The organism is Endozoicomonas sp. 4G (assembly GCF_023822025.1).
Lineage (GTDB): Bacteria > Pseudomonadota > Gammaproteobacteria > Pseudomonadales > Endozoicomonadaceae > Endozoicomonas_A.
Window position 1 is genome coordinate 1566574 of record NZ_CP082909.1, and the last position, 25808, is coordinate 1592381.

At 45.2% G+C, this 25808-nt stretch carries 27 protein-coding genes and 1 pseudogene; 15 read left to right on the forward strand and 13 right to left on the reverse strand.

Going from position 1 to position 25808, the window contains the following annotated elements; all coding sequences use genetic code 11:
* Window positions 1-68 precede the first annotated feature (68 nt).
* The 4 genes from K7B67_RS05910 to K7B67_RS05925 all read right to left on the reverse strand — a co-directional run bounded on the left by K7B67_RS05910 (window position 69) and on the right by K7B67_RS05925 (window position 5366).
* Complete coding sequence (locus K7B67_RS05910; protein ID WP_252179435.1) at window positions 69-2924, reverse strand: valine--tRNA ligase; 2856 nt, start codon at window positions 2922-2924, stop codon at window positions 69-71.
* 65 nt (window positions 2925-2989) lie between these two features.
* The gene (locus tag K7B67_RS05915; protein WP_252179436.1) at window positions 2990-3313 is read right to left on the reverse strand and encodes a hypothetical protein; all 324 of its coding nucleotides are present in this window, start codon (window positions 3311-3313) and stop codon (window positions 2990-2992) included.
* 62 nt (window positions 3314-3375) lie between these two features.
* A complete protein-coding gene (locus tag K7B67_RS05920) occupies window positions 3376-3801 on the reverse strand; it encodes a DNA polymerase III subunit chi (RefSeq protein WP_252179437.1) in 426 nt (141 codons plus the stop codon).
* An 83-nt stretch (window positions 3802-3884) separates the two neighbouring features.
* Entirely contained in the window at window positions 3885-5366 is a 1482-nt protein-coding gene (locus tag K7B67_RS05925) for a leucyl aminopeptidase (RefSeq protein WP_252179438.1), read from the reverse strand.
* Window positions 5367-5708: 342 nt separating this feature from the next.
* Between K7B67_RS05925 and lptF the strand changes: the two genes are divergently transcribed.
* Window positions 5709-6842, forward strand: a complete 1134-nt coding sequence (gene lptF / locus K7B67_RS05930; RefSeq protein ID WP_252179439.1) for an LPS export ABC transporter permease LptF — start codon at window positions 5709-5711, stop codon at window positions 6840-6842.
* On the forward strand, window positions 6835-7893 hold the full coding sequence (gene lptG / locus K7B67_RS05935; protein WP_252179440.1) for an LPS export ABC transporter permease LptG: 1059 nt from the start codon (window positions 6835-6837) through the stop codon (window positions 7891-7893). Before lptF ends, lptG begins: the two co-directional genes overlap by 8 nt.
* Window positions 7894-7901: 8 nt before the next feature.
* Here lptG and K7B67_RS05940 read toward each other — a convergent pair whose 3' ends face one another.
* The 4 genes from K7B67_RS05940 to yghU are packed head-to-tail and all read right to left on the reverse strand — an operon-like array spanning window position 7902 to window position 10375.
* Complete coding sequence (locus tag K7B67_RS05940) at window positions 7902-8378, reverse strand: RDD family protein (RefSeq protein WP_252179441.1); 477 nt, start codon at window positions 8376-8378, stop codon at window positions 7902-7904.
* Between the two features lie 30 nt (window positions 8379-8408).
* Window positions 8409-8966, reverse strand: a complete 558-nt coding sequence (rimJ, locus tag K7B67_RS05945) for a ribosomal protein S5-alanine N-acetyltransferase (RefSeq protein ID WP_252179442.1) — start codon at window positions 8964-8966, stop codon at window positions 8409-8411.
* Window positions 8967-8984: 18 nt separating this feature from the next.
* A complete protein-coding gene (locus K7B67_RS23845; RefSeq protein ID WP_256484751.1) occupies window positions 8985-9518 on the reverse strand; it encodes a methylated-DNA--[protein]-cysteine S-methyltransferase in 534 nt (177 codons plus the stop codon).
* 17 nt (window positions 9519-9535) lie between these two features.
* Window positions 9536-10375: a glutathione-dependent disulfide-bond oxidoreductase gene (gene yghU, locus K7B67_RS05960; protein ID WP_252179443.1), complete on the reverse strand. Its 840-nt coding sequence runs from the start codon at window positions 10373-10375 to the stop codon at window positions 9536-9538.
* Between the two features lie 174 nt (window positions 10376-10549).
* On the opposite strand from yghU, the gene K7B67_RS05965 reads away from it, so the two are divergent.
* On the forward strand, window positions 10550-13870 hold the full coding sequence (locus K7B67_RS05965; protein WP_252179444.1) for a hypothetical protein: 3321 nt from the start codon (window positions 10550-10552) through the stop codon (window positions 13868-13870).
* Here K7B67_RS05965 and K7B67_RS05970 read toward each other — a convergent pair.
* Genes K7B67_RS05970 through K7B67_RS05980 form a run of 3 tightly spaced genes read right to left on the reverse strand, consistent with a single transcriptional unit; the run spans window position 13838 to window position 15667 of the window.
* Window positions 13838-14365 carry a DUF3833 domain-containing protein gene (locus K7B67_RS05970; protein ID WP_252179445.1) on the reverse strand — a complete coding sequence of 176 codons (528 nt, stop codon included), beginning with the start codon at window positions 14363-14365 and terminating at the stop codon, window positions 13838-13840. The two genes, K7B67_RS05965 and K7B67_RS05970, sit on opposite strands and share 33 nt — an antisense overlap.
* Window positions 14340-15155: a hypothetical protein gene (locus tag K7B67_RS05975; RefSeq protein ID WP_252179446.1), complete on the reverse strand. Its 816-nt coding sequence runs from the start codon at window positions 15153-15155 to the stop codon at window positions 14340-14342. Before K7B67_RS05975 ends, K7B67_RS05970 begins: the two co-directional genes overlap by 26 nt.
* Window positions 15155-15667, reverse strand: coding sequence for a DUF2878 domain-containing protein (locus K7B67_RS05980; protein ID WP_252179447.1), 513 nt, complete (start codon window positions 15665-15667; stop codon window positions 15155-15157). The genes K7B67_RS05975 and K7B67_RS05980 overlap by 1 nt, the downstream gene beginning before the upstream one ends.
* Window positions 15668-16365: 698 nt before the next feature.
* Between K7B67_RS05980 and K7B67_RS05985 the strand changes: the two genes are divergently transcribed.
* The 6 genes from K7B67_RS05985 (at window position 16366) to K7B67_RS06010 (ending at window position 21109) form a co-directional block, all read left to right on the forward strand.
* Entirely contained in the window at window positions 16366-16944 is a 579-nt protein-coding gene (locus K7B67_RS05985) for a hypothetical protein (protein ID WP_252179448.1), read from the forward strand.
* Window positions 16941-17243, forward strand: a complete 303-nt coding sequence (locus K7B67_RS05990; RefSeq protein WP_252179449.1) for a hypothetical protein — start codon at window positions 16941-16943, stop codon at window positions 17241-17243. The genes K7B67_RS05985 and K7B67_RS05990 overlap by 4 nt, the downstream gene beginning before the upstream one ends.
* Before the next feature lie 158 nt (window positions 17244-17401).
* Entirely contained in the window at window positions 17402-18541 is a 1140-nt protein-coding gene (locus K7B67_RS05995) for an ISAs1 family transposase (RefSeq protein WP_252179450.1), read from the forward strand.
* Window positions 18542-18910: 369 nt separating this feature from the next.
* Complete coding sequence (locus K7B67_RS06000; RefSeq protein WP_252179451.1) at window positions 18911-19126, forward strand: DUF6500 family protein; 216 nt, start codon at window positions 18911-18913, stop codon at window positions 19124-19126.
* Window positions 19127-19257: 131 nt separating this feature from the next.
* A complete protein-coding gene (locus tag K7B67_RS06005; protein ID WP_252179452.1) occupies window positions 19258-20289 on the forward strand; it encodes a hypothetical protein in 1032 nt (343 codons plus the stop codon).
* Window positions 20290-20404: 115 nt separating this feature from the next.
* Window positions 20405-21109 carry an aspartate/glutamate racemase family protein gene (locus K7B67_RS06010; protein WP_252179453.1) on the forward strand — a complete coding sequence of 235 codons (705 nt, stop codon included), beginning with the start codon at window positions 20405-20407 and terminating at the stop codon, window positions 21107-21109.
* Between the two features lie 66 nt (window positions 21110-21175).
* On the opposite strand, the gene K7B67_RS06015 is transcribed toward K7B67_RS06010, so the two are convergent.
* Complete coding sequence (locus K7B67_RS06015) at window positions 21176-21475, reverse strand: type II toxin-antitoxin system RelE/ParE family toxin (RefSeq protein ID WP_252179454.1); 300 nt, start codon at window positions 21473-21475, stop codon at window positions 21176-21178.
* Window positions 21472-21714, reverse strand: coding sequence for a type II toxin-antitoxin system ParD family antitoxin (locus K7B67_RS06020; RefSeq protein WP_252179455.1), 243 nt, complete (start codon window positions 21712-21714; stop codon window positions 21472-21474). Before K7B67_RS06020 ends, K7B67_RS06015 begins: the two co-directional genes overlap by 4 nt.
* Window positions 21715-21956: 242 nt before the next feature.
* On the opposite strand from K7B67_RS06020, the pseudogene K7B67_RS06025 reads away from it, so the two are divergent.
* From K7B67_RS06025 to K7B67_RS06050, 6 genes and pseudogenes are all read left to right on the forward strand, one after another.
* Window positions 21957-22334: pseudogene (locus K7B67_RS06025) on the forward strand (VOC family protein); the annotation flags it as partial.
* 129 nt (window positions 22335-22463) lie between these two features.
* Window positions 22464-22883, forward strand: a complete 420-nt coding sequence (locus tag K7B67_RS06030; protein WP_252179456.1) for a GFA family protein — start codon at window positions 22464-22466, stop codon at window positions 22881-22883.
* A gap of 88 nt (window positions 22884-22971) precedes the next feature.
* Entirely contained in the window at window positions 22972-23514 is a 543-nt protein-coding gene (locus K7B67_RS06035) for a DinB family protein (protein ID WP_252179457.1), read from the forward strand.
* 193 nt (window positions 23515-23707) lie between these two features.
* Window positions 23708-23992: a hypothetical protein gene (locus K7B67_RS06040; RefSeq protein ID WP_252179458.1), complete on the forward strand. Its 285-nt coding sequence runs from the start codon at window positions 23708-23710 to the stop codon at window positions 23990-23992.
* A gap of 116 nt (window positions 23993-24108) precedes the next feature.
* Window positions 24109-24876 carry an AAA family ATPase gene (locus K7B67_RS06045; RefSeq protein ID WP_252179459.1) on the forward strand — a complete coding sequence of 256 codons (768 nt, stop codon included), beginning with the start codon at window positions 24109-24111 and terminating at the stop codon, window positions 24874-24876.
* 543 nt (window positions 24877-25419) lie between these two features.
* Window positions 25420-25590, forward strand: a complete 171-nt coding sequence (locus tag K7B67_RS06050; protein ID WP_252179460.1) for a hypothetical protein — start codon at window positions 25420-25422, stop codon at window positions 25588-25590.
* The last annotated feature ends 218 nt before the right edge of the window (window positions 25591-25808 follow it).

A 25808-nucleotide genomic window follows, 5' to 3' on the forward strand; every position in this document is an offset into this window, starting at 1 on the left:
AGACCCTGCCAACCGCCCTTCGACTCCGCTCAGGGTGAACGGAGTCTCAGGTATCATCCTCAAACTCTTTACAAAGCCTGAATCGCTGTCAGCTGTTCATTCAAACGCTCCCTGGCAGCCAGGGCTTCTTTCAACTTGCCACGTTCTTTTTCAACCACCTCAGGCTTGGCGTTGTTAATGAACTTCTCATTAGCCAGTTTCCCTTCAAAACGCTGCACTTCTTTATTCAGTCGTTCCACTTCTTTGCTCAGGCGGGCGACTTCCTTTTCCTTGTCGATCAACCCAGCCATCGGTACCAGAACTTCCATCTTGCCCACCAGCTGAGTGGTTGACATAGGGGCTTGTTCGTCAGAACTGAGAACACGAATGTCTGACAATTTCGCCAGAGACTTCAGGAAAGCACTGTTTTCATCAAGGCGACGCTGGTCGTCAACAGAAAGGTTGCGCAGCAGTACATCCAGTTCGCGGCTGGGGCCAATATTCAGTTCAGCACGAATATTACGGATGCCGGTAATGAAGCCTTTCAGCCATTCGATGTCCTGCTCGGCAGTCTCGTCCAGTTTACTTTCATCCAGAGTCGGGTAGCTTTGCAGCATCAGGGTGTCGCCTGCAACGCCCGCTTCCTGCTTGATGTTCTGCCAGATCTCTTCAGTAATAAACGGCATGAACGGGTGAGCCAGGCGCATAATGGTTTCCAGAACCTGAACCAGTGTACGACGGGTGCCACGTTTCAGGGCTTCAGAAGCCTCTTCACTCCAAAGAACAGGCTTGGACAGCTCCAGGTACCAGGCGCAGTATTCATTCCAGATAAAGTCGTACAGGTTCTGGGAGGCGTGATCCAGACGGAAGTCGGCCAGGTTCTTTTCAAGCTGGGCTTCCAGACGCTGAAGCCGGGAAATAATCCACTTATCCGCCAGGGTCAGTTCAACGTCACCACCCTTCTGGCCGCAGTCTTCGTCTTTGGTGTTCATCTGAACGTAGTTGGCTGCGTTCCAGATCTTGTTGCAGAAGTTTCGGTAACCTTCCAGACGCTTCATATCCCAGTTGATATCACGACCGGTAGAAGCCAATGAGTAGAGGGTGTAACGCAGCGCGTCGGTACCGTGTGCCGCGATACCCTCAGAGAAGGTTTTACGGGTACGTTTTTCAATTTTTGCCGCCAGTTGTGGCTGCATCATATTGCCGGTGCGTTTTGCAACCAGATCTTCCAGGCTGATGCCGTCGATCATATCCAGGGGGTCCAGTACGTTCCCTTTGGACTTGGACATTTTGTCGCCATTCTCATCACGAATCAGGCCGGTCATGTAGACGTATTTGAACGGTACCTGAGGGTTGCCGTTTTCATCTTTGATGAAATGCATGGTCATCATGATCATCCGGGCTACCCAGAAGAAAATGATGTCAAAGCCCGACACCAGAACATCGGTCGGGTGGAAGGTGTTCAGGCGCTCAGTGTTTTCAGGCCAGCCGAGGGTGCCAAAAGTCCAGAGCGCAGAAGAGAACCAGGTATCCAGTACATCGTCGTCTTGTTTCAGGCTGACTTCGGCAGGAATGTTGTTTTCCTGTCGTACGTCTTCTTCACTGCGACCAACATAAACATTGCCGTGTTCGTCGTACCAGGCAGGAATGCGATGACCCCACCAGAGCTGGCGGGAGATGCACCAGTCCTGGATATCCTGCATCCAGGAGAAGTACATGTTTTCGTACTGTTTGGGGACAAATTGAATGCGGCCGTCTGCAACGGCCTCAATGGCAGGTTTGGCCAGCGGTTCGGCACGGACAAACCACTGATCCGTCAACAGCGGTTCAATAACCACGTCAGAGCGGTCACCATAAGGCACCATCAGCTCGTGGTTCTTGATCTCTTCCAGCAGCCCGGCTGCTTCAAAGTCGGCGATGATGGCTTTACGTGCAGCAAACCGTTCCATGCCGCGGTATTTTTCGGGGATGGGGGCGTCAATATCGTGATTGTCGGAACCATCGATGTTGAAAACCTGACCCTGTTGGCTGATATGGCCTTCCAGGGTCATGACATTGATCATGGGCAGACCGCAGCGCTTGCCGACCTCATTATCGTTAAAGTCATGGGCTGGTGTGATTTTTACACAGCCGGTGCCTTTTTCCATGTCCGCATGTTCATCGGCCACGATAGGAATACGACGGTTGACCAGTGGTAGGATGATGTCTTTTCCGATTAGGGCCTTGTAGCGTTCGTCTTTAGCATTAACGGCAACACCGGTATCACCCAGCATGGTTTCCGGACGGGTGGTGGCGACGACAATGTAGTCTTTGCCTTCAGCGGTTTTTTCGCCGTCAGCCAGGGGGTAGCGCAGGTGCCACATGTGCCCCTTGATATCCTTGTTGACGACTTCCAGATCAGAGATAGCGGTATGAAGTTTGGGGTCCCAGTTGACCAGGCGTTTGCCGCGATAGATCAGATCGTCTTTATAGAGGCGAACGAAAACTTCCTGAACGGCTTTGTAGAAGCCTTTATCCATGGTGAAGCGTTCATTGTCCCAGTCCACAGAAGCACCGAGGCGACGCAGCTGGCGGGTGATGTTACCACCGGACTCTTCTTTCCATTCCCAGATTTTGTCGGTAAAGGCTGCACGGCCATAATCGTGGCGGGTCTTGCCTTCTTCGGCCTGAATTTTACGCTCTACCACCATTTGTGTGGCAATACCGGCATGGTCTGTACCCACCTGCCATAGGGTATTGCTGCCTTTCATGCGCTGGTAACGAATCAGGGCGTCCATAATAGAGTCCTGGAAAGCGTGACCCATGTGCAGGCTGCCGGTGACGTTGGGCGGTGGAATCATAATGCTGTAGGGAGAGCCCTGGCCGGAGGGGGCAAAGTAGCCTTTCTCTTCCCAGGTTTGATACCAGCTGCGCTCAATCGCGTGAGGGTTAAAGGTTTTTTCCATAACTAGAGGGTTCTGACAGGTTCTGATCGAAACCGTGCAGTATACACGGAACAGGAAGAGCAGTGTTAATCCGTTAGATTTTCCGGCACCTGCTCCAGCAGGCGATCCAGATAGCTGTTCAGTTCACGGTTCAGCTGGGCTTCAATCCTGACCAGCTCGTCATCGATGATGTCCTGAATCAGTTGCCGGGCCTGTTTGCGTAGCCGGGCTTTCAGTTCTGACTCTGTAACCGTTTCTGTAACCGTTTCCTGAGGAGTGCTCTGTTGATAATCTCTCTGGATATCCAGCACCGTGACGGTCTGTCGGTCTTCTTGCTGGTCGGCCAGATCGGTGAGAACAGGAATATGCTGATTGAGATGATCGTGACGATCCGCCTTTTTCTGACTCATATTCCTCACCGGTTGATGGTTTTCGTTGTGTACTTTAGATTGTGTACTTTAGATTGCGTACTTTAGATCTTGTGGGTTTCTGGCTGGATGCCGTCTGCAACATAAGCTCTGAATTTGTCACGGAGAATCTCAACCGGGCCCGGACTCCGGTCAACAATCTCACAGGTTCGGACAAAGTCTTTATAAAAGCCCGGAATCTGACCGGACAGATTAATCAGAAGAGTGTTGTCGTGTAAGGCGTCGGGGGGCTCATACCCCAGAGTGATCGGTGCGCCCGGTGCCTTGCTGTTGATGATCTGATGGGGCAGAAAGCTGTCTTCACGCCACTCCCAGAGCAGTCGGTCGAGGGTTTCGCATTGAATGTCATTATCCGTGTGAATATGAACAGGCATACCACTACGCCACGCCTTGTCGGTCAGTCGACAGGCGAACTGTTTAACAGCCTGGGCAGACTGTTGTTGTAGCAAATAGAAGGTTACTCGAGACATGACGCTGAGTGTAATGGCAAATGGGGCTGGAGGAAAGGTTGTGAGTGTTTATGGACCCACAACCCCCACAACCCCGAAGTGAGTTACAGCTGGTTCAGCAGATATTGAATCAGCATCGGGACAGGGCGACCGGTAGCGCCTTTGGCTTTACCAGAGGTCCATGCCGTACCAGCGATGTCCAGGTGAGCCCATGGGTAGCTTTCTGTAAAGCGTGCCAGGAAGCAGGCAGCAGTAATGGTGCCAGCGGGGCGGCCACCGATATTAGCCATGTCAGCAAAGTTGGAGTCCAGCTGAGCCTGGTACTCTTCACCCATTGGCAGCTGCCAGGCTTGGTCGGAGGCGTCTTTAGAGGCTTTCAGCAGTGCTTCGCTGAGCTCATCATTGTTACTTAGAAGGCCCGTTGTATGATGGCCCAGGGCAATGACGCAGGCGCCTGTCAGGGTGGCAACATCGATGACGGCTTTTGGCTTGTAACGCTCGGCGTAGGTCAGGGCGTCGCAGAGCACCAGACGGCCTTCGGCATCGGTATTGAGGATCTCAATGGTCTGGCCCGACATAGAGGTGACGATGTCACCCGGACGGGTAGCGTTGCCGCTGGGCATATTCTCAGCAGCGGCTACCATGCCCACGACGTTGATGGGCAGGTCCAGTGCCAGAATGGTCTGCATGGCGCCAAAGATACTGGCCGCACCGCACATGTCGAATTTCATTTCGTCCATGGCTGCGCCAGGTTTCAGGGAGATACCGCCGGTATCAAAGGTGATGCCTTTACCCAGCAGAACAATGGGTTTTTCGTCGGGCTTGCCGCCTTTGTAATCCATCAGGATCAGTTTCGATTCTTGATCAGAGCCCTGGCCTACGGACAGCAAAGAATGCATTCCCAGGCTGGACATCTGCTTTTCGCCCAGAATTTTGGTGGTCATGCTGGCATGGGATTTCGCCAGCGTTTTGGCCTGCTCGGCCAGGTAGGTCGGGTGGCAGACGTTACCCGGCAGATTGCCCAGGGTACGGGCCAGATTACGACCTTCGCCAATGGCCTGACCTTCAGCGATGGCTTGATTCAGAGCGTCTGCCTGCTTACGATCTGCCAGGAAGGAAACTTTCTTCAGTGCCGGTGCGTCGGCATTTTTGCTCTTGAACTCGTCGAACTGGTAGAACGCGTAGACAATGGCTTCGACCAGCTGGCGTACTTTCCAGCTGTGGTCTTTGCCATCGACATCGACATCTTCCAGAGAAATCAGTGCGTCTTTGGCCGAGGCTGCTTTCAGTTCACCGGCAACGGCTTTAGCCAGCTTGATGAACTCACTTTCTTTCAGGGCGGTCTTGCCTTCGCCAGTGGCGCAGAGCAGAACCCGCTCAGCGGCCACTTCCGGAACATGCTGGAGCAACAGGGTCTGGCCTGCCTTGTACTTGAGGTCGCCGCGTTTGAGGATGCTGTTAATGGCACCTTTGCTGGCTTCGTTCACGGCTGACGCTGCGCTGGCAAGCACTTTTTTCTGTACAGCCAGTACCAGGCAGGCAGTTTTCTGCTTCTCTACCGCTCCGCTTTTTACGATAAATTGCATGGTTGCTCCCATAGGACACTTGTCCGGTTATCGCTCTCGGGGATGACCCGATCTCCTGTTAATTTGTCTGACAAAGCCCTGATAAATACGTTTTGCCGCCACACCCGTTTTTTGCAAAAGGAATGTAAATGATGAGACTTCTCTCATACGGGCTATAAACTCGAACAGGTTTGTTGGATAATTGTCAGATCGGGTATTTGAACAGAGCTTGCGTCAGAAGTGAATTCCCGCAACTCTTTCAGAGACAGATTTTAAGCCTTTTGTTGTCATTTACGCTTATCAGAGCTTTGGGATAAGTGAATTTTAACGTTAATAAACAATCGGAAACCGTAACCCCAGATCATGCCTTCGATCCTTTTTCGATACCTGGCCAAAGAAATGCTCAAGGTCACATTTGCCGTCACTGGTATTGTGCTCCTGATTATCATGAGTGGCCGTTTTGTGAACTATCTCGCGCAGGCTGCCAGCGGCTCGCTGAATGCCGACTTCCTTTTTGCCATCATGGCTTACAGAGTGCCCGAGTTCCTGGTGATGATTATTCCCCTGGGCTTGTTTCTGGGCATTATCATGGCTTATGGTCGGCTTTATGTAGAGAATGAAATGACGGTTATGGGGGCCTGTGGGGTCAGTCAGGGGCAGCTGCTGCGCATGACCATGATTCCGGCACTGGGCGTTATGATCGTGGTGGCGGTTCTGAGCACCCTGGTCGCCCCGTGGGGGATAAAGAAAGTAGAAATCATTCTTTCCCAACAGGATTCCATGACCGAGTTCGATACCCTGGTGCCGGGCCGGTTCCAAAAGTTTGAGGGCGCAAACCGGGTTACTTACACTGAGTCTCTGACAGACGACAATCAACAGATGGATAAGGTATTTATTGCTCACCAGTCGTCAGGTCAGGACAGTTCAGAGATGACCCTGGTGTTGGCAGAGCGTGGTCGTATATCTACCGCAGAGCGGGACGGTCAGCGTTATCTGATCCTGAGTGATGGTTATCGTTACGATCTGACACCCGGTGGTAAAAAAGTCAGGGTGGCTCAGTATGGAACCTACGGCATCCGTATGGAAGAGAGTGCTGTAGCGGATGAGATCAGCAAAGAGCAGGCGATGCCCACCGCTAGCTTGTTGGGCTCTGATAATCCTGCCTATATAGCGGAGTTGCAGTGGCGCATCTCGCTGCCGTTATTGATTCCAATTATTGTGTTACTGGCGGTCCCGCTCTCAAAAGTGAATCCCAGGCAGGGGCGCTACGTTAAACTCTTGCCCGGTGTCTTGCTTTATCTGCTTTATCTGGCGTTGCTGATTACTGCCCGTGGAATGGTGGATGATGGACGTCTTTCGCCACAGATCGGCATCTGGTGGGTGCATGGGGTTTACCTGTTGCTTGGATTGATTGTTTATTTTCAGGAGCCTGTGCAGGCTATGATGGCGAAAAGGGTGGCCAAAAGGATGGCTAAAAGGAAAGTTGCTCATGCGTAAGCTGGATCGTTATATCGCATGGAACGTGCTGGCTTCCATGGTCATGGTGCTTTTGATTCTGGTCGTTCTGGAATCCATGTTCGCTTTCCTGGGCGAGCTGGATAATGTCCGTGGTAATTACCAGATGGCGGATGTCGTCGTCTATATTTTGCTGCTCATTCCCAAGAAGATTTATGAATTTATTCCTGTATCCGCTTTGATTGGCTGTCTGGCCGGTCTGGGCAGTATGGCTGCCAACAGTGAGCTGGTGGTTATGAGAGCGGCAGGCATTTCGTTATGGCGAATGGTCTGGTCGGTGATGAAACCTGCGTTGCTGCTGACCTGTATAGGCATTGTTCTGGGTGAGTATGTGGCGCCAGCCACAGAGCAGATTGCCGAAACCCGCAAGAACATCGCCCGGTCACACAATGGCGAATATTCCGGAGAAGGCGTCTGGCACCGTGAAGGCAATGAATTTATGTACTTCAATGCGGTGGAGCCTAATGGCGTGCTCTATGGTGTCAGTCGCTATGTCTTTGATGATGATATGAGGCTCAAAGAAAGTTCGTTTGCAAAAAGGGCCATCTATCAGAAGGATCACTGGCTGCTGGAAGATGTCACCCTGAGCCGTATGGAAGGTGATAAGGTTGTCTCGGAAAAAGTGAACACTGCGCCCTGGGATACCAACCTGACCACGACGCTGTTGAAGGTGGTCGTGGTCAAGCCCGATGGCTTGTCTATCTCAGGTCTGAATACTTATACCAATTATCTGGAAGAGCAAGGGTTGGGTGCCGGTGAGTACGCGTTGGCGTTCTGGACCAAGGCACTGCAACCCCTGTCTATTTTCTCCCTGGTGCTGGTGGGGATCTCTTTTGTCTTTGGCCCCCTGCGCTCGGTCAGTATGGGGCTGAGAATTTTCTCGGGTGTGATTACCGGGGTCGTTTTTATGATTGTGCAGAACCTGCTGGGGCCATCCAGCCTGGTGTTTGGTTTCCCACCGGTGTTGTCTGTGCTGCTGCCCATTATGATCTGTATTGGTATAGGATCGTTGTTGCTGTACAGGGCAGCCTGACTATCCGGTCAGGGCTTGGGAATATACAGAGTTCTGGATCGGGAGAATCGATCCTGCCAGCTGAGGTGTTCCCGATCCCAGAGACTCCAGAAGACACCCAGTCCGCAAAGTAGCAGGGCAGGGATAGCGGTCAGTGTCCGAATCAGGCATTGGCCGATGGAAATATAACCTCCTTCCCGATCCACAATTTTAATATGCCAGGCCTGCATGCCCAACGTCTGACCACGACGGGACCAGAAAAAGGCGAAAAAGCTGAAAATGCTCAGGAAAAGCGCAGCATAAAAGAAAGGCCCGCCAATGGATTGCCCGCTCTCTGTGATGGCTTTGAGTTCTTCAGCGCCGTGCACTTTCATCTGGATGCCAAGATTGATAAAACCCACCAGAAACATAATGGCCAAAACCAGAAAACTGTCGTACATAATAGCGGCCAGCCGTCGCCAGACGGGTGCGGGTTGAGTGTGCTTCTTTTTTGATGTGTCTGACATAAAAACTCCTGTAACAGGCCGCGGAGTTTATCAGTTTCTGTGGTGTTGGGCAGGATTGATTTTGGCGGTCAGAATATGATCCTGCCACTTCCCGGCAATCTTGAGGTAAGACCGGGCTTTGCCTTCTTCTTCAAAGTTCAGTTTTTTGAGTAATGTGGCACTTCGATGGTTGTCAGGAATGTAGTTGGCCATAATGCGATGCAGTTTCACTTCCTGAAAAATATAGTCAATGCCCGCGGATACAATTTCGTGCATTAAGCCCTGGCCCTGGTATTTTTTCGAGATAGAGTAACCCAGGTGACAGGCTTGAAAAACGCCATGGACGACATTGCTAAAGTTACATAACCCTATGATTTCTCTTCGGTCCGGTGTCAGTGCTGTGAAGTAGAAGCCTGTGCCTTCCTCGAACATTTTCCGCTGTTTGGTTAGCTCGTGCTTACACTGTTCCAGTGTATAAAAATTCTCGTGCCGCAGGGGTTCCCAAGGACAAAGGTGATCCCGGTTAGTCAGTCTGTACTCTAAAAGCAGTCGGGCATCTTCAGGTTTAAGCAGAGTCAATTCAGTTCTGGTTGTTTTTATATTGATCATGTTGGTTTCTATGGCGTGTTAATCAAACAGCGAACCCTGTTGCTGGGGCAGGGCACCTTCCAGATTCAGTAGTTTTTCTTTAGTCGGTTTACCACCGGCATAACCCTGTAACTCACCATTGCTGGCAATAACCCGGTGGCAGGGAACCAGTATGGAAATGCCGTTTGCACCGTTGGCATTGGCGACGGCTCTGAGGGCGTTTCTGTCCCCTATGGATTCTGCCAGTCCGGCATAGCTGGTGGTTTCTCCGTAGGGAATATGCAATAAAGCTTGCCAAACCTGCTTTTGGAAGGCGGTGCCTACCAAAAGCAGGGGGACTGAAAAGCTATTTCGTTCTTTACGAAAGTACTCTTCTAACTGTTGTCGGGTAAGCTCCATAACTTCGTCGTCTTGCTCAACGTACTCCGCTTTGAGCCCATTTTTAACCCGTGCATCAACCCGCAATCTTTTCTTGCGGTAACGCCAGTCACACAGGCAGAGTTGCTGGTCGTAGGTGCCCAGGATCAGCTCACCTACGGGTGAGGTATAGTATTGGATGTTGATGGTGTTCATTGCCAGATCGCTCTCAATTATCCAAAGTCAGACTTATGATGACGTTCTGGCAATTGTTCACCGGGTTCTCCCCAGGTTCTATTGACCCTCTTGCCACGTTTTACCGCTGGCTGTGAGGCAATCTGTTCTGCCCAGCGTTTCACGTTCTTATAAGAGTCCACACTTAAAAACTCTGCTGCGTCGTACATCTGACCTAAGACCAGAGCGCCGTACCAGGGCCAGATTGCGATATCGGCAATGGAGTATTCACTGCCTGCTATATAAGTATTGTTTGCTAATTGCTTATCCAGCACATCCAACTGGCGTTTTGCTTCCATAGCGTAACGATTAATCGGGTATTCAAACTTCTCCGGTGCATAGGCATAAAAATGACCAAACCCTCCACCTAAAAAGGGTGCGCTGCCCATTTGCCAGAACAACCAGGACATGACCTCTGAACGGCCTTCTTTCTGCGGTAAAAATTCGCCAAACTTTTCCGCCAGGTGAACCAGAATGGCACCGGATTCAAAAATACGAACCGGCTTCCTGCCACTATTATCGATCAATGCCGGAATCTTGGAATTGGGGTTGATATCGACAAAGCCACTACCGAACTGCTCTCCATCCTTGATGCTGATGGGATAGGCATCATATTCAGCTTTCTCAATGCCCTTTTCTAATAGCTCTTCCAGCATGATGGTGACTTTCACGCCATTGGGAGTAGCCAGTGAATACAGCTGGAAGGGGTGTTGTCCTTTGGGCAGTTCCTTATCGTGTGTTTTGCCTGACACCGGTCGATTGATACTGGCAAACTGGCCACCGGATTCGTTGTCCCAGGTCCAGACCGCTGGTGGAGTGTATTTGTTTTGTTCGCTCATGCTGTAAGTCCTCAGGTCAGTGGAACCATACTAATGCAGCTAAGCCTTGATATCCACACAGCCCCCTCGTTGATCCTGAACGGAGTTTCGGTGCCTTGCGGCCCGGGAATTGGAATTTTTTTTCCTTATCATTGTCAAAGGGCGGAAGGGACATTTTGATCAGGGTAGAAAAATATGGATGTAACAGGCAAAAATACCGATCCGATGACCGGGTCAGGCCTAACTTCGGAAGTGAGTAGTCGCAGAGGGACAGGGAGTTATAAATCGCTGACGGTACGGCCTGCTGAAGAAACAGAGGGATGCTTCAATCCTGCTAATTTTGTATCTAACAACACCGGAGCAACCGGGGTCACATCCGCACACCCTGTCAGCTCGTTTACACTAGCCGACTGCGAAGTCAGTCATGCCAGACCGAAAACCGAAAAAGTAGCTCTAAGCCTTGGCCATGGTTTCAAGGCAGGGCAGATGAATTTGCTGGAGTTATTGACTTCAGAACCTGTTGATGCACAGTGCGTGAAAGAAGAGTTACAGAAACTTTCTCAACAGTTTGACAGGTTGCACGTCGATGTTAGTTTAATGGATAAAGTTAATGAGTTGAAAAGTGAGATTAGCAAATACATTGGTGCTGATACTGACACTTTTGCTTGGAGAAAAATTGGAGCTATAAGCGATATTCAATCAAGAAAAATAATAGCAAGTCATATTGAAAAAATAGCGCCGGATATTGCTATTTGGTCGGAAGTCGAAACAAGCAATCTGGAAGTGCTCACCTATATTATTGAACAAGGGTTTCCCATTAGATCAAACTCTCTCTGTTTCGATCCTTATCCTGAACATCTCGTATACCTTCCTTTTGATACGATGAGAAAGTTGCTAGAGAACTGTAATCCTCATTGCCCGGATCTATTATTTGTCAAAGCTATTTTTGCAGATGCTGATCCTCGCTTTGATAGTCTTTCCGAAATGATTTTAACGTCCATTACAATGGATGATGGGGTGTTTCAGGAAGTAATCGCGCAATCAATACCAAAAGTTTCGTATAGAAGGCTGAAAGTTTTCTTTAATTATCTCCGTCGTGAATTTACTACGAGCAACATAATTGAAGACTTGGTTAGCCATAGCTTTAATAGTCGCCGAATTTTTAATTATATGCATGTTAATCGATATAAAAACAGCATAATAATGGTATTTGTTCTTGAGGCTATTGCGCAACAATCAAAAAAAGAGGGGCGGGAAGAAGCCCTTAAACTTATTGCATCATTTTGTAAGGATCAGCAGCAACTGATTGCAATGATAGCTATTTTAGGAGGACTGCACCAATGCACTGAGCTATTGACTGAAATGGGTATTAGCGTCACCAGGCAGGCGTTTATAGAAGCATCGGTCAATCTGAATAATTCTCCTTTTCTTATAGCCAAAGAGGCTGGTCTGACCAAGGATCGATTGTTTGTCAATACAGTGAATCGAGCAGCACCGTTTTTATGGTCTTTGCCCAACAAATTCGGTGAACAATTACATCGGGTATTTTGGTATCCAGATAAACAAGCTATGTCGTTTATTCATCTTGTCATGGAGCAGTTGCCTATTTGTAAGGGTGAGAGTTATGAAGCTGAAAGTCGGTTAACACGGAATCATGGAAAAGCTTTACATTTGGGTGATGTAAGCCTGTGGGTGGCTAACATTTTTGCGGGAATGAATGGTACGGCTTCGACGGACAGTGCAGGTTTTTTACAGGAAGATACCCGGTACAGTGAGGCGTGGAATATACTGATCAACCAGGTTAAATGCTGCAATGGCCTCACCCATCCCAATGATTTTATGAAATTCATGGACTGGCTTTTGATGGAAGGGCTTTCATGGGTTCGATCGGAATCGGAATACCGTGAGCAGGAGGAGACCTTCACAAGCAGGCTGAAAAGTTATCGGCCCGACTTGTGGCCTGATCCAGGTAAAGAGGGTTCGAGAAAAACTTTAGCAACCCAGGGTCAACTTGCATCCTATAGCAAAGATGTGACTAATTTACATTTTGACATTATTCAATCATTTCTACGACTTGCACCTCCAGCTCATCGAACTTATGTAATAAATAATTGGTTAAATCATCCTGATTGTGCGAAACAGCGGGAAACGCTGTTTTGCAGACCTGTTCACCCCCTCAATACTATGGAAAGTCCCAATACTTGGCAGTTATTGTTATCACTGGATCAAGATTATCAGCCACAGGATAATCAGTTTGATAATGATTGGAAAAAACTCGACAATCCGCAGCAGTGGACAGCACCTCCCCCGATAGCATCATTAATGGGTAAATCTATCGAGGTGAACGGGCGTACGTTGGTTATCCAGCGAGCAGATGGCGGCTGGGATTATCTGAAATTTCTCAGTGATACGGAAAAGCCGGAAGAACTGGCAAAAGAGGGTAATAAAATCAGCCTGATGGCCGCTATAGCCAGCCAGCATGGCTTGAAAAGTTCGATTCCCGAAGTGGTTGGCCAATATCGCTGGGAGGATGTGCAGGCTGATCTGATGACATTAATGCCTCCAGCCAAAAAGGCCAAACTGGAGGAGAAGTGTCGCTACCCTGATGGCAAAGCAGGTTATTGCCTTCATTTGAAATCAACAAAGGATGCACCTTATCATTTATACCCTTACGTTCTTGATCCAGAGACAAAGGCGGATCAGATTTTCGAGGGGCTTTATAAGTACGCCCATGATTGTGGTGTTTTATTCAGCTGCGGATTATACGCTCCGCCGGTAATGGCAGCTGACCATGATTTAGCGACTCACCGAAAACACCATATCCTTTCGTCTTATGTGAATGCCCCTTGCGAGGGGAGGATGCTTAAGTGGAAAAAGGCTTCACAACACCCTAATGTGGGTCCTGTTGGCATGAGAGACTCCGGTGATACGAAAAGCATGAATGAGCTGGGTGAAGATTATTTTTTTTCTACCCGATGTCAGAAATATCTTGATTTTGACAAGTCAGAGGATCGGGCCAAAGTGGCCTTTTCGGAACTGGCAAAAAATGCCCAGGGGCTGGTATTGCAATATGCTCTCTGTTTTCAAAAACAGTTCGATTCTGGCGATAGGGAGTCCACGCGCAATCATGAGCATAAAATAAAGGTCATTCTGGCTACTCTGTTTCACAAGGCGTTTCCCCGGTTCACAGAAGAGTGTGCGGTTCAGGCTATGGATGAAGGCGAGCTGCTGTCACAGGCTGTTAGAGAGATTGTCTACTGGTGTAGTCATGACGCCAGATTCATTAACGACATAAAACAGAAGGTTATACCGAAATCGACCTACCCGGACTGTCCAGAAACTACTCATACCTTTAATTTGTCCATAACTGTACCTCACGAGCTGGTGCCCGGCGTTGGCTTTGTTAAATGGGGTAATGAGCCAGACCTTGGTATTTTTAACGGTGTGAATCCATTGGTTACCCTCAATGCAGTGATTGTAAAGTTACTGGCCAAGGGAGTCCTGACCTCTCTGTGAGTTATCTGGATACTCCGGAGTGTTCCCGGCTTTGATGATAGTCAGGGTGAGGTAGCCCACGTTGAAACCGAACTTGGACATGACGGATTCATTGATGATGACGTGATCGCTGACCAGATACATTTTGTCGTCTATCGACACTTCTATAGGCTCACCTTTGTAGAGGATGTTCAGGACATAGGTCATAAAGAGAGCATTGCCGGCTGTTTTCACCGGGACTGCTTCCTTTACGTCTCCTGCACTGGCCAGGTAACTGCCTTTGCCATCCGGTGTGAATGTCCAGATACGCTTTTGTTTTTCACCGTCGTTAAAAATAAAATCCTCATCGAGAGTGCCGACACCCTGTTCGTCCCAGCTCCCTGTTAGAGTGGCATTAAAGTAGCGTATGACCTCACCGCTTCGATTCTTCAGAATCCCGTGGGCTGTCAGAGGACCATTGAAAAAGTCCGGTAATGAGAGTTTGGGTTGGTTATTTTGATATTGGCTGATATCCACAGAGCTGCAGCCAAACAAAAACAGAACCATTAGTAGAGCACTCATTCGTAACATAACTGATCTCTTGATTTTTGGCAGGTTGATGGGGTTGATAATGAATGGTGACATCCTGATAATCACCCTTTTTATCGCTGATATTAGAGCGGCCAGAAAACGTCATCAGCCTTTGACTTTGCTTATCATAGCTGAGTGTCAGTGGCGACGAGAGCAGGCGGTATAACCAACTGTCTGCGGCAATATTAAAGCAAATATTAGTATCTTTTGGGTCTTTCTTGCATTCAACGGGTTTTATACGAAGATCGATGGCTCTTTGGTGGCTTGGTATCAGGTATTGAATCACTGTTTCTTTTTCTGCGACGAGAGAGTCCCAATTTGAACGAATGTAATGATCGAAGCCAGCATCAATCACCAGGTCAGGAGATAAGGTGACGTCTGAGTGTTGGGTGTCTTTCCCGAAGCTTGCTCTGTAAGAAACCTTGAATACATCGCCCATCAACTCAGTCTTAATCCGTTCACCATTGCGGTGATTTTCCTGAATGATATCAGGTGCAATATAGCTATCGCTGTAGTCGATGGTTTTACTGGCGAAAACGGTTCCATCAGCTTCTTTGTAAATAACATGATGAGATAAGGTGTCTGGGAAAGTGTGCTCTTCAGTGTACGCAAGCTGTCGTGTTCCCACGTGATAGGCATACCCGATGAGTGCCGATTGACCTGCCTGAGTGAGTCCTGAGGGCAGTAAAGCCAGGCTGAACATTATGATTGTTTTTGGGGGCAGGGACGCTGGCATTAAGGTTGCTCCTGTTTTCTTTCTATATGGCCAATCAAAGTCAATAAAACCGCCCAGAACAAACCTTCCAGCAGCAATAGCCTTTCCATCGGGATCAAAGGCTGAGACCCTGATAGCCTGATGCCTGCCCAATAACTGAATGGCACAACCAGCAGGCCCATTAACGGAGGTAGCCAGAAGGTCTTGAATAGCCAGTTTAATGAATGTTTCAGAGTTGTCGCGAAGGCAACCCATAAAACGCATAGCCAGATTGGAATGATAAAATGATGAGTGCCATGATATTCAATCCATCCTGCATTCATAATCAGGGTGTCAGCAACAATACCGACGACTGGCACGGCAACGATCAGTCGTAGCTCTTGTCTGTCTGGTTTCATCAGCATGAAGTGGACAACGAGCAGGAAGAGTAATGCCAATAGTGCATACCGGTTATTGCCTTGTACAGCAATAAACCAAACCAGCTGGAACAGCACAGCGTTAAGGGCTAGTAAGCTCTTGCTTCCTTTGGCCATGATGTACGAACCCCGTCTTCTGAGAGCTGGTTGATTGATTGAGGTACGGCTTTTGTTGTTTTAGGTGGCTCTGGTTTTAGCTATATCATTTGTTGTTCTGGTAATCCATATACTTTGGTGTTTATCGTGCCTGCCTGACGATGAGTTTTTTTCTCTGCTTACGTATGGGCGTGATGAATGGATCATTGGTAAGCTACCGGGCTAAAAACACGCATTAATACCTATCCTTCGAAAGAGAATGCTGGCACAATCTTGCTAGTTTTAGACGAGCAGGAAATGATTGAGGTGAGGGATAAGTTCTGTTCAGCTGTGTGGCAGTTGAGCGGTAGCGTGCCTGTCATATTTTGCTTCATGCCGACCGTTCAAACGCCACTTCAATTTTTGTGGCCTTCTTGGGCCTGACCAGGTGGCGGACATCTTCCGAAGGTCTATCTGAAACTGTCTGACATGATCAGGCCCCAAGTCTCGAGGGTGTCTCATGTGTTGATAGCGAATGAAATACTTGATCCAATAGCAATACGACTGTTCAGTTTTATAGCTATAGCGCTTTACTTTCAGGGTATTGCATACTTTGGTCATAGCTAATATCACTCGTTTGAGGTCTAATAGCTGTTAAGCGCAAATGTACATTATCGCATATCCGGTATATAATCAGCCGTTTCTCTAAGTCAAACAGAAATGATGCGTGAGTAGGATGAATGTTCAAGGATAACATCGTAAGAATTCTATACATTGTTGTATCTATAATTCTGGTGGTAGTTGCATACAAGTACGAAAAGACTATCATCAGCGATGAAAATAACTTTGCAAGATTTTCATATTTTGGAACTGTTATAACAGCCATTGGTTTTATTGTTGCAGTATGTGAAGTAATGCATTCTGTTCATATTTCAAAGTCTATTCAAGCAACAGCTATGAGTTTACTTGAAAAGGTTAAACTTGTTGAAAGTGCTTCGACAATAAGTGATTGCCTGGCTGCTATTGATGAAACAAACAATAATGTAAGCCACGAAGACTATAGAACCGCTTTATGCAGCTTTCAATATTTCCGAAAGTTGTGTGTGAAAGTATTACCAAATCAGGCAAACGATATAAAAGACTCAGAAAACAGAATTTCAGAATTAATTAATGAGGTCGAAATGGGGTTGTTGAAAGCAAAGAAAACAACACCAGATGCACCTCTGACAAAGAGACAAAAAACAGATCTTATGAAAAAGATTCTTGACATTAAAGTAGAAGTTGAAAATTTAAATCCAGCGATAAGGGTTAAATTATGATTCCGACTAAAACCGCTGATTTCCTTAGAAAGCTAAGACAAAAAACGGAGTCAGGTGACATTTCGTGGAGTTACGACGATGAAAATGCTACTGTGAAAACTGAACTAGCAAAACTTGCTGTCATCATTTCGTACACTTTTGACTCAATCGAAGAAGTTGGTGTTTTTCGTGTACAGATAATAGATAAGCCAACAAACCGTGAAGCCCAATTTTCCACTTCGCAAGAGTACGATGACTTTAAGCTCGTAAAAAGCGTCTATGACAGTGCTCAGTCTTCAGATTTCAACTTCGATTTTTAAATGGAGGGCTTACGCATGAGAATAATCATTCTCATTTAGATGCGCAAAGCAATAGCTCTGCCGCATCATGAGTTGATCATGGCTAACACATCTGTGCTTAAAAGCTGTAAAATACCCCGATTTTACGTCTGATGCCTATTAATCCTGAACCGCTAATCATGTTTCTCAACGAGTTGACCGACCCACGTAAGCGAGCTTCTTCCTGCGAGCATAACTTTGACGATGTTCTTGTGATTGCTGTGTGTGCCATCATCTGTGGGGCTGATACATGGCAAGATATGCAAGAGTTCGGTGAAGAAAAAGAAGACTGGTTTCGTTTATTTCTTGAGCTTCCCAATGGTATTCCGTCGCACGACACCTTCTACCGGATTTTTTGCATGCTCAGACCGGATGAATTTCAGGAATGCTTCACCCGGTGGGTAAAATCTGCTTATCCTGAAGCCCTTGATATACCTGATGGTGATGCTGAAATCATTCCAATTGACGGCAAGGTTATCAAGGGTTCCAAGGGAAAAGGCAAGGGTAAAAAAGCAGTCCTCATGGTTAGCGCCTGGAGCACCAGACTGAGTCTGGTCTTAGGGCAAAAAAAGGTTGATAAAAAGTCGAATGAGATAACCGCTGTCCCTCAACTTCTTGAAGCTATCGACTTGAAAGGCTGCATGATTACAGCCGATGCAATCAGCTGCCAAAAAAGTATTGCAGAAACCTGCGTAAACCAGGAGGCAGATTATCTTCTTGCTGTTAAAGGAAACCAAAAAACACTGCACAACGATATTCAAACAGCAGTCGAAGAGCGATGGAATAGCAACCCGGAAGAGCCAGTATCAGATGCATTTTTTGAGCGCAAAAATAAAGGTCATGGTCGTCATGAATATCGCTGCTGCTGGGTTTTTGATGACGTTTCGGCTCTTTCAACAGCTGATGAATGGACAGGAATAAAGCAGTTTGGTGTCGTTCAGTCTGATCGAACAATTGATGGCAAAGCCACGATAGCTCTAAGGTACTACATTTCCAGCAAAACCATGACAGCCGAGGGAATGCTCAATGCAACACGCCAGCACTGGGAAGTGGAAAATAGTCTGCACTGGATGCTGGACGTTGCCTTTGATGAAGATGCTTGTCAAACCAAAGATGAATGCGCTGCTGAAAATCTGTCTACCTTGCGTTGTATTGCCCTAAATATTCTGAAGGCCGACGTTACCAGTAAGAGGAGCATCAAGACAAAGCGTAAAAAGGCTGGGTGGAGCAATAGATACCTGTCTCAGCTATTGAAATCATTCATTGTTGAGGCTAAATGAGAATGATTGTCTTCGTGCGTAAGCCCTGGTCACACTGGAGCCTTGTTCGTTTCATGGTCGCACTCCGTCGTGTGCAAAAGCATTGATAAAGTCAGGCATCAAATCAGTATATGTTGGCATTATTGGTCCTCACCCAAAGAATAATGGTGCAGGAATCAAAATACTTGAAAACGCAGGAATAAAGGTACAATTAGGAGTTCTATCAAACCTTGTGTCTCAAGACCTCAGTAAATATTTAGCATCAGGCACATAACAAGTATATGGTGTCGCCCCTAAAGAAGCTGGACACCTACGGTGCCGCACATGTAGGCGTTAGGTGCTTAAAATCTTTCACAGTTAATCAGTAATCAAGTTTGAAGTAAGTGGTAAATGAGAGAAAGTCTAAAAGAAAAGATCATTGAAGTATTTGACAAGAAAATTGCTAGCAAAAGCGAAAATGTAGGGGTATCTTTCTATGCGTTTTTTGCAAATAAAAATGATAACCCTGAACTGCTCATGGAGGCAGCGGAATGGTGGATAATGACACATAAGCTTGATCACTTTGAAAAAGCAGTAAAAATAAAAGAGATAGTTCAATCCATTTAGAAAATAGAGTTTCGTATTAATCAGCGCATAACAAGTCGTTCAAATTCATTCCGCAGCTTTGCTACTCCATCGGACGCTCACTGCGTTCGCGCCGTTTAACTCTGCGTTATGTGAAAAAGAGGGTTCAAACAGTGATCCGTATTAAAGAAGAAATTAAAGCTCTTGATAAAAAGGATAAAGAAAAGGTCTTAGTCTATTTTGCATACCTAATGGATCAATTTATGCCATCTTCTGGTTTTACTGAGCCGCACTACCTGTTTATCGACAATAGCATTCTTCAAGATATAAAGAATAAAAGCAGTAGCCAGATTAGTTATCTAAGATATTTGTCTACTCTGATTTTTTCAGACTTTTTGTCGAGAAAAAGCAAGCTTGATATAAAGCTAGCAATAACGCCTGCGATTTTTTATGAATTTTCCGGAAGAAAATCTCTTGAGAATGAATATAAATACCAAGAGATTTTAGAGAAAGTTCAAGACAGTGTAGATATATTAAACATAGAAACATATACCATTGGATTTAGTTCATTTAGCGAAATTAATAAGCTTATTGACAAAGTTAAAATCGATGAAGAAATCATAATCTCTAAGATAAGAGATATCAAAAATACAGACTGGTCTGTTAGATTACGTTTTGATAATGGCATTAAATTTCCACATGCAGTAGCTAATAAATATTTATCATCTGATCTTCAGCTAAAATATTTTGATGATGGATATGTTAGGTGGGTATTATCTACTCTTATCGAGAGGGAAATTATAACAAATAAACATAATGATGAATATGTAAGGAGAAATTTTCGTCATGATATGATTTTCTTAATAGCAGCCCTAAACAAAATAAAAAAAGGAATTATACAAGGTTTGGGAGACATTGAGTTATTACAATTTTGTGATATTACTGGGCAACAATACAGAGAAAATAATAGAACTTGTACTGGAATTACATTCGATGAAAATCTAAGAAATACATTAGCTTTTCGTACAGGAACATTTGCTACTCATGAGCCATTTAAAGGTGGTGAATCACAAGAAGAAAGAGACAAAAAGATCTTAGAACTTCAGAAAAATATTGAGAAGCAAAACCAAATTCATCAGAAAGAAGATATGGTCATGCAAAGAGCTTTAGAATATTACAGAGAGTTAAGTGCAATTTTCACATAACAAATGCTTCCAGTTCGTTCCGGGGCTTCGCCCCTCTACCCGACGCCGCTGTCGGCGGCGCGGCTGAAGCAGGCGTTATGTGGCACAAATCAACAATTGAGTAAAACGAGAAAATATGAAAACTATTGGTCTGCTTGGAGGAATGAGTTGGGAATCTACCGTAAGCTATTACAAAGCAATAAATGAAGGTGTCAAAGAAGTACTTGGTGGCTTGCATTCAGCCAAAATCTGCCTCTATAGTGTTGACTTTGATGAAATAGAAAAGCTGCAACATTCCGGTTGCTGGGAAGAGACAGGAAAAATTCTTTCTCAAGCCGCGCAATCAGTTGAAGCGGGTGGGGCTGATTTTATTCTCATCTGTACAAATACAATGCACAAGGTCTCAGAGGAAGTTCAATCTTCTATTTCAGTACCACTTGTTCATATTGCAGACGCAACCGCAGAAAAACTTGTTACTGATGGAATAAAGCGGGTTGGTTTGCTTGGTACAAAGTTCACAATGGAGCAAGGATTTTACAAAAATCGGGTTTCAGAAAAATATGGTATAGAGGTTATTGTTCCAAACGATCAGGATCAAGATATTATTCATAAAGTAATTTACAATGAGCTGTGCCTTGGTGAAATAAATGATGAATCGAGAGAAAAGTATCTGGAAATCATCAGCAACTTATATTCGAAAGGTGCTGATGCGGTAATTCTAGGTTGTACAGAAATCGCATTGCTTGTTGAGCAGCAGCATACAAGTATCCCGCTATACGACACAACAAAAATTCATGCAGCACAAGCTGTGAAGTTGGCAATCAGTCAAAGCGCCACATAACAAGTGCGTGGTGTCGGCAGCAAGCTGCCTGGGACGCCGCCTGCGGCGGCGCCCCACACGCAGGCGTTAGGCGCTAAAGTGAATATCAACATCCATGCTCTTGTGTAGGAGTCTGATGATATTTATCTGATTTTTATCGTTCTGCTTGTAGAAAATAATGTGACTTCCCTGAGGGAATTTCCGATAGCCTTTTCTGATTTCGTCACATGACTTTCCAATGGAAGGGCGTTCAGCCAAAAAAAAGAAAGCTTGATCAAACTCCTTGAGATAAAGATTTCGTTTTTCTCTACCCCAGCGTTTCATAGTAAATTTTGCAATCTCTTTTAAATCAGCCTTAGCTTTCTGGGTTAGAATAAAAGGCTTCATTTGTTAGTTTCATCGTCAAGTTCATTAATGAAAGTGTCATAGTCATATTCAGCCATGCCGCTTTCTTCGCCTTCAATGAGCAGGTTACGCAGAGTATTAATTTTGGTTTCCTTGCTTTCCAAAAGTCGCAGAGCAGCACGAATAACTTCGCTAGCAGATCCGTAGCGGCCACTTTTAACCTGGTTGGAAATGAACCAATCAAAGTGTTCGCCTAAGGTAATGCTTGTATTTTTACCCATGTCAGTCACCTATTTTTTATCCTGTACCAATATATACCTGATTATGGTATAAATGGTTTATAAGTCAAGCTTTGAGTATGCGCCTAACAAGTGCGTGGTGTCGCCAGCAAGCTGGCTGGGACTGCCGCTTGCAGCGTCAGCCCCACACGCAGGCGTTATAACACTCAATCAAGTTATGGAGTAAACGGAGTTTTGAGATGAGTGATTACTGGAACGTAATGGTTCCTTAACTCACAGTTACCAATTTTCAGAAGTCTCTGGATTTCTATACCAAGATAATTGGATTCAAAGTTCGTAACAAAAGAGAGAATCCAGATTTTGCTTATCTGGAATTAGAGAAAGTTCAAATAATGATCGAACAGTTCCATGAGAGTGATTGGCATGTTGGGGAGCTTTCTCGTCCACTTGGTCGAGGTGTAAATTTCCAAATGGAGCTTTCAGATATTCAGCCAATTCTTGAGCGTCTACAAAATCTCCAAATACAACTATATCGTGACCTCAAGGAATCATGGTATGACGTTGGTTCATCGTTATCTGGCCAAAAAGAATTCTTAGTTCAAGACCCTGATGGCTATATGCTTCGATTTACACAGTATCTTGGTGAAAAGTCTAAAAAGTAAACGTCAGGTTCAGTGCAAACCGTGTTATAACAAGTAAATCCAGGTGACGCCTACGGCGCACCTGATTTATGCGTTAGGGGCTACATCAACATCAAGCCCATTTCAAACAATCGGAAGTGAGTATATAAAATGTCTGAAACTACACATGGAACAGGAAAATTCCTTTGTGGAAGCGTAAAGCTTTCATGTGAAGAAATGAGTTTGAATGTGGGTGCCTGTCATTGCAGCACATGTCAAAGCTGGGTTGGTGGTCCACTTCTCTCTGTAGATTGTGGTAGCAATGTAAAAATTGAAGGTAAAGAAAAGATTTCAATCTATAACTCTTCAGAATGGGCTGAAAGAGCTTTCTGCTCAAACTGTGGAAGTCATCTTTTTTACCGTTTAAAGCATAACTACCAGCATATTGTTCCTGTTGGCTTGTTTGGCAAAGAGTACAAGTTCAACTTCGATCATCAAATATTCATTGATGAAAAGCCAGAGTATTATTGTTTTTCCAACCAAACCAAAAATATGACTGGGGCAGAGTTGTTTGCACAATCTCCGTCATAGAATCAAGTAAACGCACCTAACAAAAAAATCCAGATGACGCCTTCGGAGCACCTGATTTAGTCGTTATGTACTCAGCTCAGAGTAAAAAATGAAACTATCATCAAATTTTAGAATGCTCGCACTGTATAATCAGCGAATGAATAAACAACTGTTGAGTGTTTGTGGGAGGCTCACAAAAGAGCAATTGCATAAAGAAACACATTCATTTTTTTCAAGCGTAATGAGTTATTGGAATCATATTCTTTTCGGTGATCTAATCATGTTAAGGCGATTGGCAGAAAATCGTCTTGTGGATATTGAAGAAGAAGTATTATCTTCATTGCCAGTTGCAAAATCTGTAAATGACACATTCGCTAACAGTCTCAAAGAGCTGATCCCACTCAGAGAACGAGTTGATGAGATCTATGTGCAATTTGCCAATTCTCTGGATGAGGATAAATGCTGTAAAACAGTAAGGTATACAACTACAGAAGGCAGCACGCTTGAAAAAAATGTAGGTGAGTTTTGCCAGCATATTTTCAACCATCAAACACATCACCGAGGGCAGTTGACCTGTGTGTTAAGTCAGTTTGGCTTAGACTTTGGTTGTACTGATCTGCCAATGATTGTCCCCGAAGGAAACCGTATATAACAAGTGCGTGGAATACGTTCTGCCCTTTCAGGGCTCCACCCGACGCGCCTTCGGCGCGCGGTTCACGCAAGCGTTATGTGCCAAATCAAATTAAGTTAATATGAATGAGACCCACTTTCTTAACATAGATCTAGATATCGAATCGTCGATTGATATATCTCCCATCATCGAGGAATGGGGGGAGCGTATTTGCGTGTTTCGTAATGAAGAGGTTGATGGTATTTATTATGGATCCTTTGAAACAACCTGTAGCGGGATCGATGAGATAATTGCTGAGTATGTTTCTTTAATTGATGGTTTGTCCAAATCATCAAGAGATATCTGGGACAAAGCACTAAGGAGAGATTTTGACTTTGGCTATGAAAGTGGGACTACAGCAAATAACTTTCATTCAAGAATAGAGTCAGATGCAATAAAAAAATTGGCTGGGGTCGGCGGTAGTGTTGTTGTTACTATTTATCCAGTGCCCAGCACATAACAAGTGCAGGCAACCGCCAATTTTGGCTGCCGCTGCTGCAGGCGTTAAGCACCCAACTAGAAATTCACTTATAAAAAGTATAAAATGTTTAAATTTTTATATCACGGAAATAAAATATGATAACTTCATTTAGTGTTGAAAACTTAAAGAAGTTTCAACACCTTGAATTAAAAGATTTAAAACGAATCAATATAATATCAGGCCAAAACAATACAGGTAAAACTTCTATATTAGAAGCTTTATTTATGTTTTATGACCGTAGTTCACCAGAGCTCACTCTCAAGCAATATGCTTGGAGAGGGGTAAATACAATTAATTTTCAGCCAAGCTCACTGTGGCAGCCCCTTTTTAATGATTTTAATTTAGAAAATAAGATTAAAATCAAGGTTAAAGATAATCAAGCTTCTGAAGAAGCTGTCTATGAGCATGTGAACAACTTCAATGCAACTATATCTAGAACAAACCAGCAGTTTGATCCAAGTCAGATATTTTCTTCAAATAATGCATTGACTGAATCCTTGAAAATAACTTATAAATCAGGGAAAAGAAATGCAGGTGAAGCAAATCTATTTATTCAAAGTGGTCAATTATCACTGAATGTTAAAAATCTTAATGAAACTCCAAAACAAGCTGTATTTGTTGGTTCTTCCTCAAAAGGAAATACATTAGAAGATGCAGAACGACTGGGTAGAATTGACATTGAGGTTGGCCTTGACGAAATTACCAATTATCTTAGAGTATTGGAACCAAAGTTAAAATCACTTTCAATAGTTCCCCATGCACAACAACCATTAATATATGGAGATATTGGGTTAAGCCGAAAAATCCCAATTTCATATATGGGAGAAGGCCCACTGTGTCAGGATAGTTGTCCCGGTTACTGATTAACCAATAATGTTAGACAGTGGGCGGTGGATGTTTAATATGCCTCGCTATTCAAAGGAACGTAAATCTGTTGTTTTACGGAAGCTTCTGTCACCACAAAATCAACAACGATGATAAACATGTTTATTGCTGTATATGAGCTCAACATAAAACCTGGTAAAGAAGAACAATTCAGACAACTCTGGTTAAAAACTACACAGGCTTTTTTTAAAGAGTTAGGTAGCTTGGTTTCAAGACTGCACAGCAGATGACCCATTAAAATTTGTTGCGTTTTCAATGGCCAAACATGGATTTATGGGCAAATAATAATGGCCTTGGAGAGCATGAATCGTAACTGCTCATATTTTATTGGCAAAAAAATAGCAGATAGCCACTTCGAGCTTTAGGTAAAAACCAGACTGGGTTTAAAAAAGTTATAAATGTCTAAGGATACAAGAAACTCCTCTGGTAGTAGGTGCCTCTTTGTTAAGGCTTTCCTTGATCAGCCAGAAAAGTTCGGTTATCTTTTCTACTCCTATCTGAAGCTCAAAGGAATGAGACGAATGAAACTGCTTAATCACAATTTTTTTGCTTTGTTGACTCTTATTTTCTCTTCTCTGATTTTCTCCAGCACTTCTGCTACTGAAAAATCCGTCCCTATGAGTGAGCATAAGTTTGAATTATTGGGGAATGCAGACTCTCACCCTGGATTAGGACTTCTGGCGAGTACCTAAGCGGCAGCGACATCAAGTGGAGGCTGGTCAAATTGGGCTGTAGGTCCAACTGTGTATACTAAAGGTAATTGGTATATTGGTTCAAATATATCCTCACCTACAGCATTGCCATCAAATGCGCTGATAACATACGTTTCATGGACTTGGGACTCATCGGAACGACCAGAGGGCTTGTTGGTCTACGTTTGTGTTGCAAAAGATACATGTCTTGATGTGAG

What these genes read in the sequence shown, in the direction of transcription:
- K7B67_RS05985 (WP_252179448.1), top strand. Translation starts at nt 16,366, where the DNA reads ATGTTCAAGGATAACATCGTAAGAATTCTATACATTGTTGTATCTATA.
- K7B67_RS05980 (WP_252179447.1), bottom strand. Translation starts at nt 15,667, where the DNA reads ATGGCCAAAGGAAGCAAGAGCTTACTAGCCCTTAACGCTGTGCTGTTC.
- K7B67_RS05995 (WP_252179450.1), top strand. Translation starts at nt 17,402, where the DNA reads ATGTTTCTCAACGAGTTGACCGACCCACGTAAGCGAGCTTCTTCCTGC.
- K7B67_RS05990 (WP_252179449.1), top strand. Translation starts at nt 16,941, where the DNA reads ATGATTCCGACTAAAACCGCTGATTTCCTTAGAAAGCTAAGACAAAAA.
- K7B67_RS05910 (WP_252179435.1), bottom strand. Translation starts at nt 2,924, where the DNA reads ATGGAAAAAACCTTTAACCCTCACGCGATTGAGCGCAGCTGGTATCAA.
- lptF (WP_252179439.1), top strand. Translation starts at nt 5,709, where the DNA reads ATGCCTTCGATCCTTTTTCGATACCTGGCCAAAGAAATGCTCAAGGTC.
- K7B67_RS05940 (WP_252179441.1), bottom strand. Translation starts at nt 8,378, where the DNA reads ATGTCAGACACATCAAAAAAGAAGCACACTCAACCCGCACCCGTCTGG.
- K7B67_RS06045 (WP_252179459.1), top strand. Translation starts at nt 24,109, where the DNA reads ATGATAACTTCATTTAGTGTTGAAAACTTAAAGAAGTTTCAACACCTT.
- K7B67_RS06050 (WP_252179460.1), top strand. Translation starts at nt 25,420, where the DNA reads ATGAAACTGCTTAATCACAATTTTTTTGCTTTGTTGACTCTTATTTTC.
- yghU (WP_252179443.1), bottom strand. Translation starts at nt 10,375, where the DNA reads ATGAGCGAACAAAACAAATACACTCCACCAGCGGTCTGGACCTGGGAC.
- K7B67_RS05975 (WP_252179446.1), bottom strand. Translation starts at nt 15,155, where the DNA reads ATGCCAGCGTCCCTGCCCCCAAAAACAATCATAATGTTCAGCCTGGCT.
- K7B67_RS23845 (WP_256484751.1), bottom strand. Translation starts at nt 9,518, where the DNA reads ATGAACACCATCAACATCCAATACTATACCTCACCCGTAGGTGAGCTG.
- K7B67_RS06010 (WP_252179453.1), top strand. Translation starts at nt 20,405, where the DNA reads ATGAAAACTATTGGTCTGCTTGGAGGAATGAGTTGGGAATCTACCGTA.
- K7B67_RS05965 (WP_252179444.1), top strand. Translation starts at nt 10,550, where the DNA reads ATGGATGTAACAGGCAAAAATACCGATCCGATGACCGGGTCAGGCCTA.
- K7B67_RS05915 (WP_252179436.1), bottom strand. Translation starts at nt 3,313, where the DNA reads ATGAGTCAGAAAAAGGCGGATCGTCACGATCATCTCAATCAGCATATT.
- K7B67_RS06035 (WP_252179457.1), top strand. Translation starts at nt 22,972, where the DNA reads ATGAAACTATCATCAAATTTTAGAATGCTCGCACTGTATAATCAGCGA.
- K7B67_RS05925 (WP_252179438.1), bottom strand. Translation starts at nt 5,366, where the DNA reads ATGCAATTTATCGTAAAAAGCGGAGCGGTAGAGAAGCAGAAAACTGCC.
- lptG (WP_252179440.1), top strand. Translation starts at nt 6,835, where the DNA reads ATGCGTAAGCTGGATCGTTATATCGCATGGAACGTGCTGGCTTCCATG.
- K7B67_RS06030 (WP_252179456.1), top strand. Translation starts at nt 22,464, where the DNA reads ATGTCTGAAACTACACATGGAACAGGAAAATTCCTTTGTGGAAGCGTA.
- rimJ (WP_252179442.1), bottom strand. Translation starts at nt 8,966, where the DNA reads ATGATCAATATAAAAACAACCAGAACTGAATTGACTCTGCTTAAACCT.
- K7B67_RS05920 (WP_252179437.1), bottom strand. Translation starts at nt 3,801, where the DNA reads ATGTCTCGAGTAACCTTCTATTTGCTACAACAACAGTCTGCCCAGGCT.
- K7B67_RS06000 (WP_252179451.1), top strand. Translation starts at nt 18,911, where the DNA reads ATGAGAGAAAGTCTAAAAGAAAAGATCATTGAAGTATTTGACAAGAAA.
- K7B67_RS06020 (WP_252179455.1), bottom strand. Translation starts at nt 21,714, where the DNA reads ATGGGTAAAAATACAAGCATTACCTTAGGCGAACACTTTGATTGGTTC.
- K7B67_RS06015 (WP_252179454.1), bottom strand. Translation starts at nt 21,475, where the DNA reads ATGAAGCCTTTTATTCTAACCCAGAAAGCTAAGGCTGATTTAAAAGAG.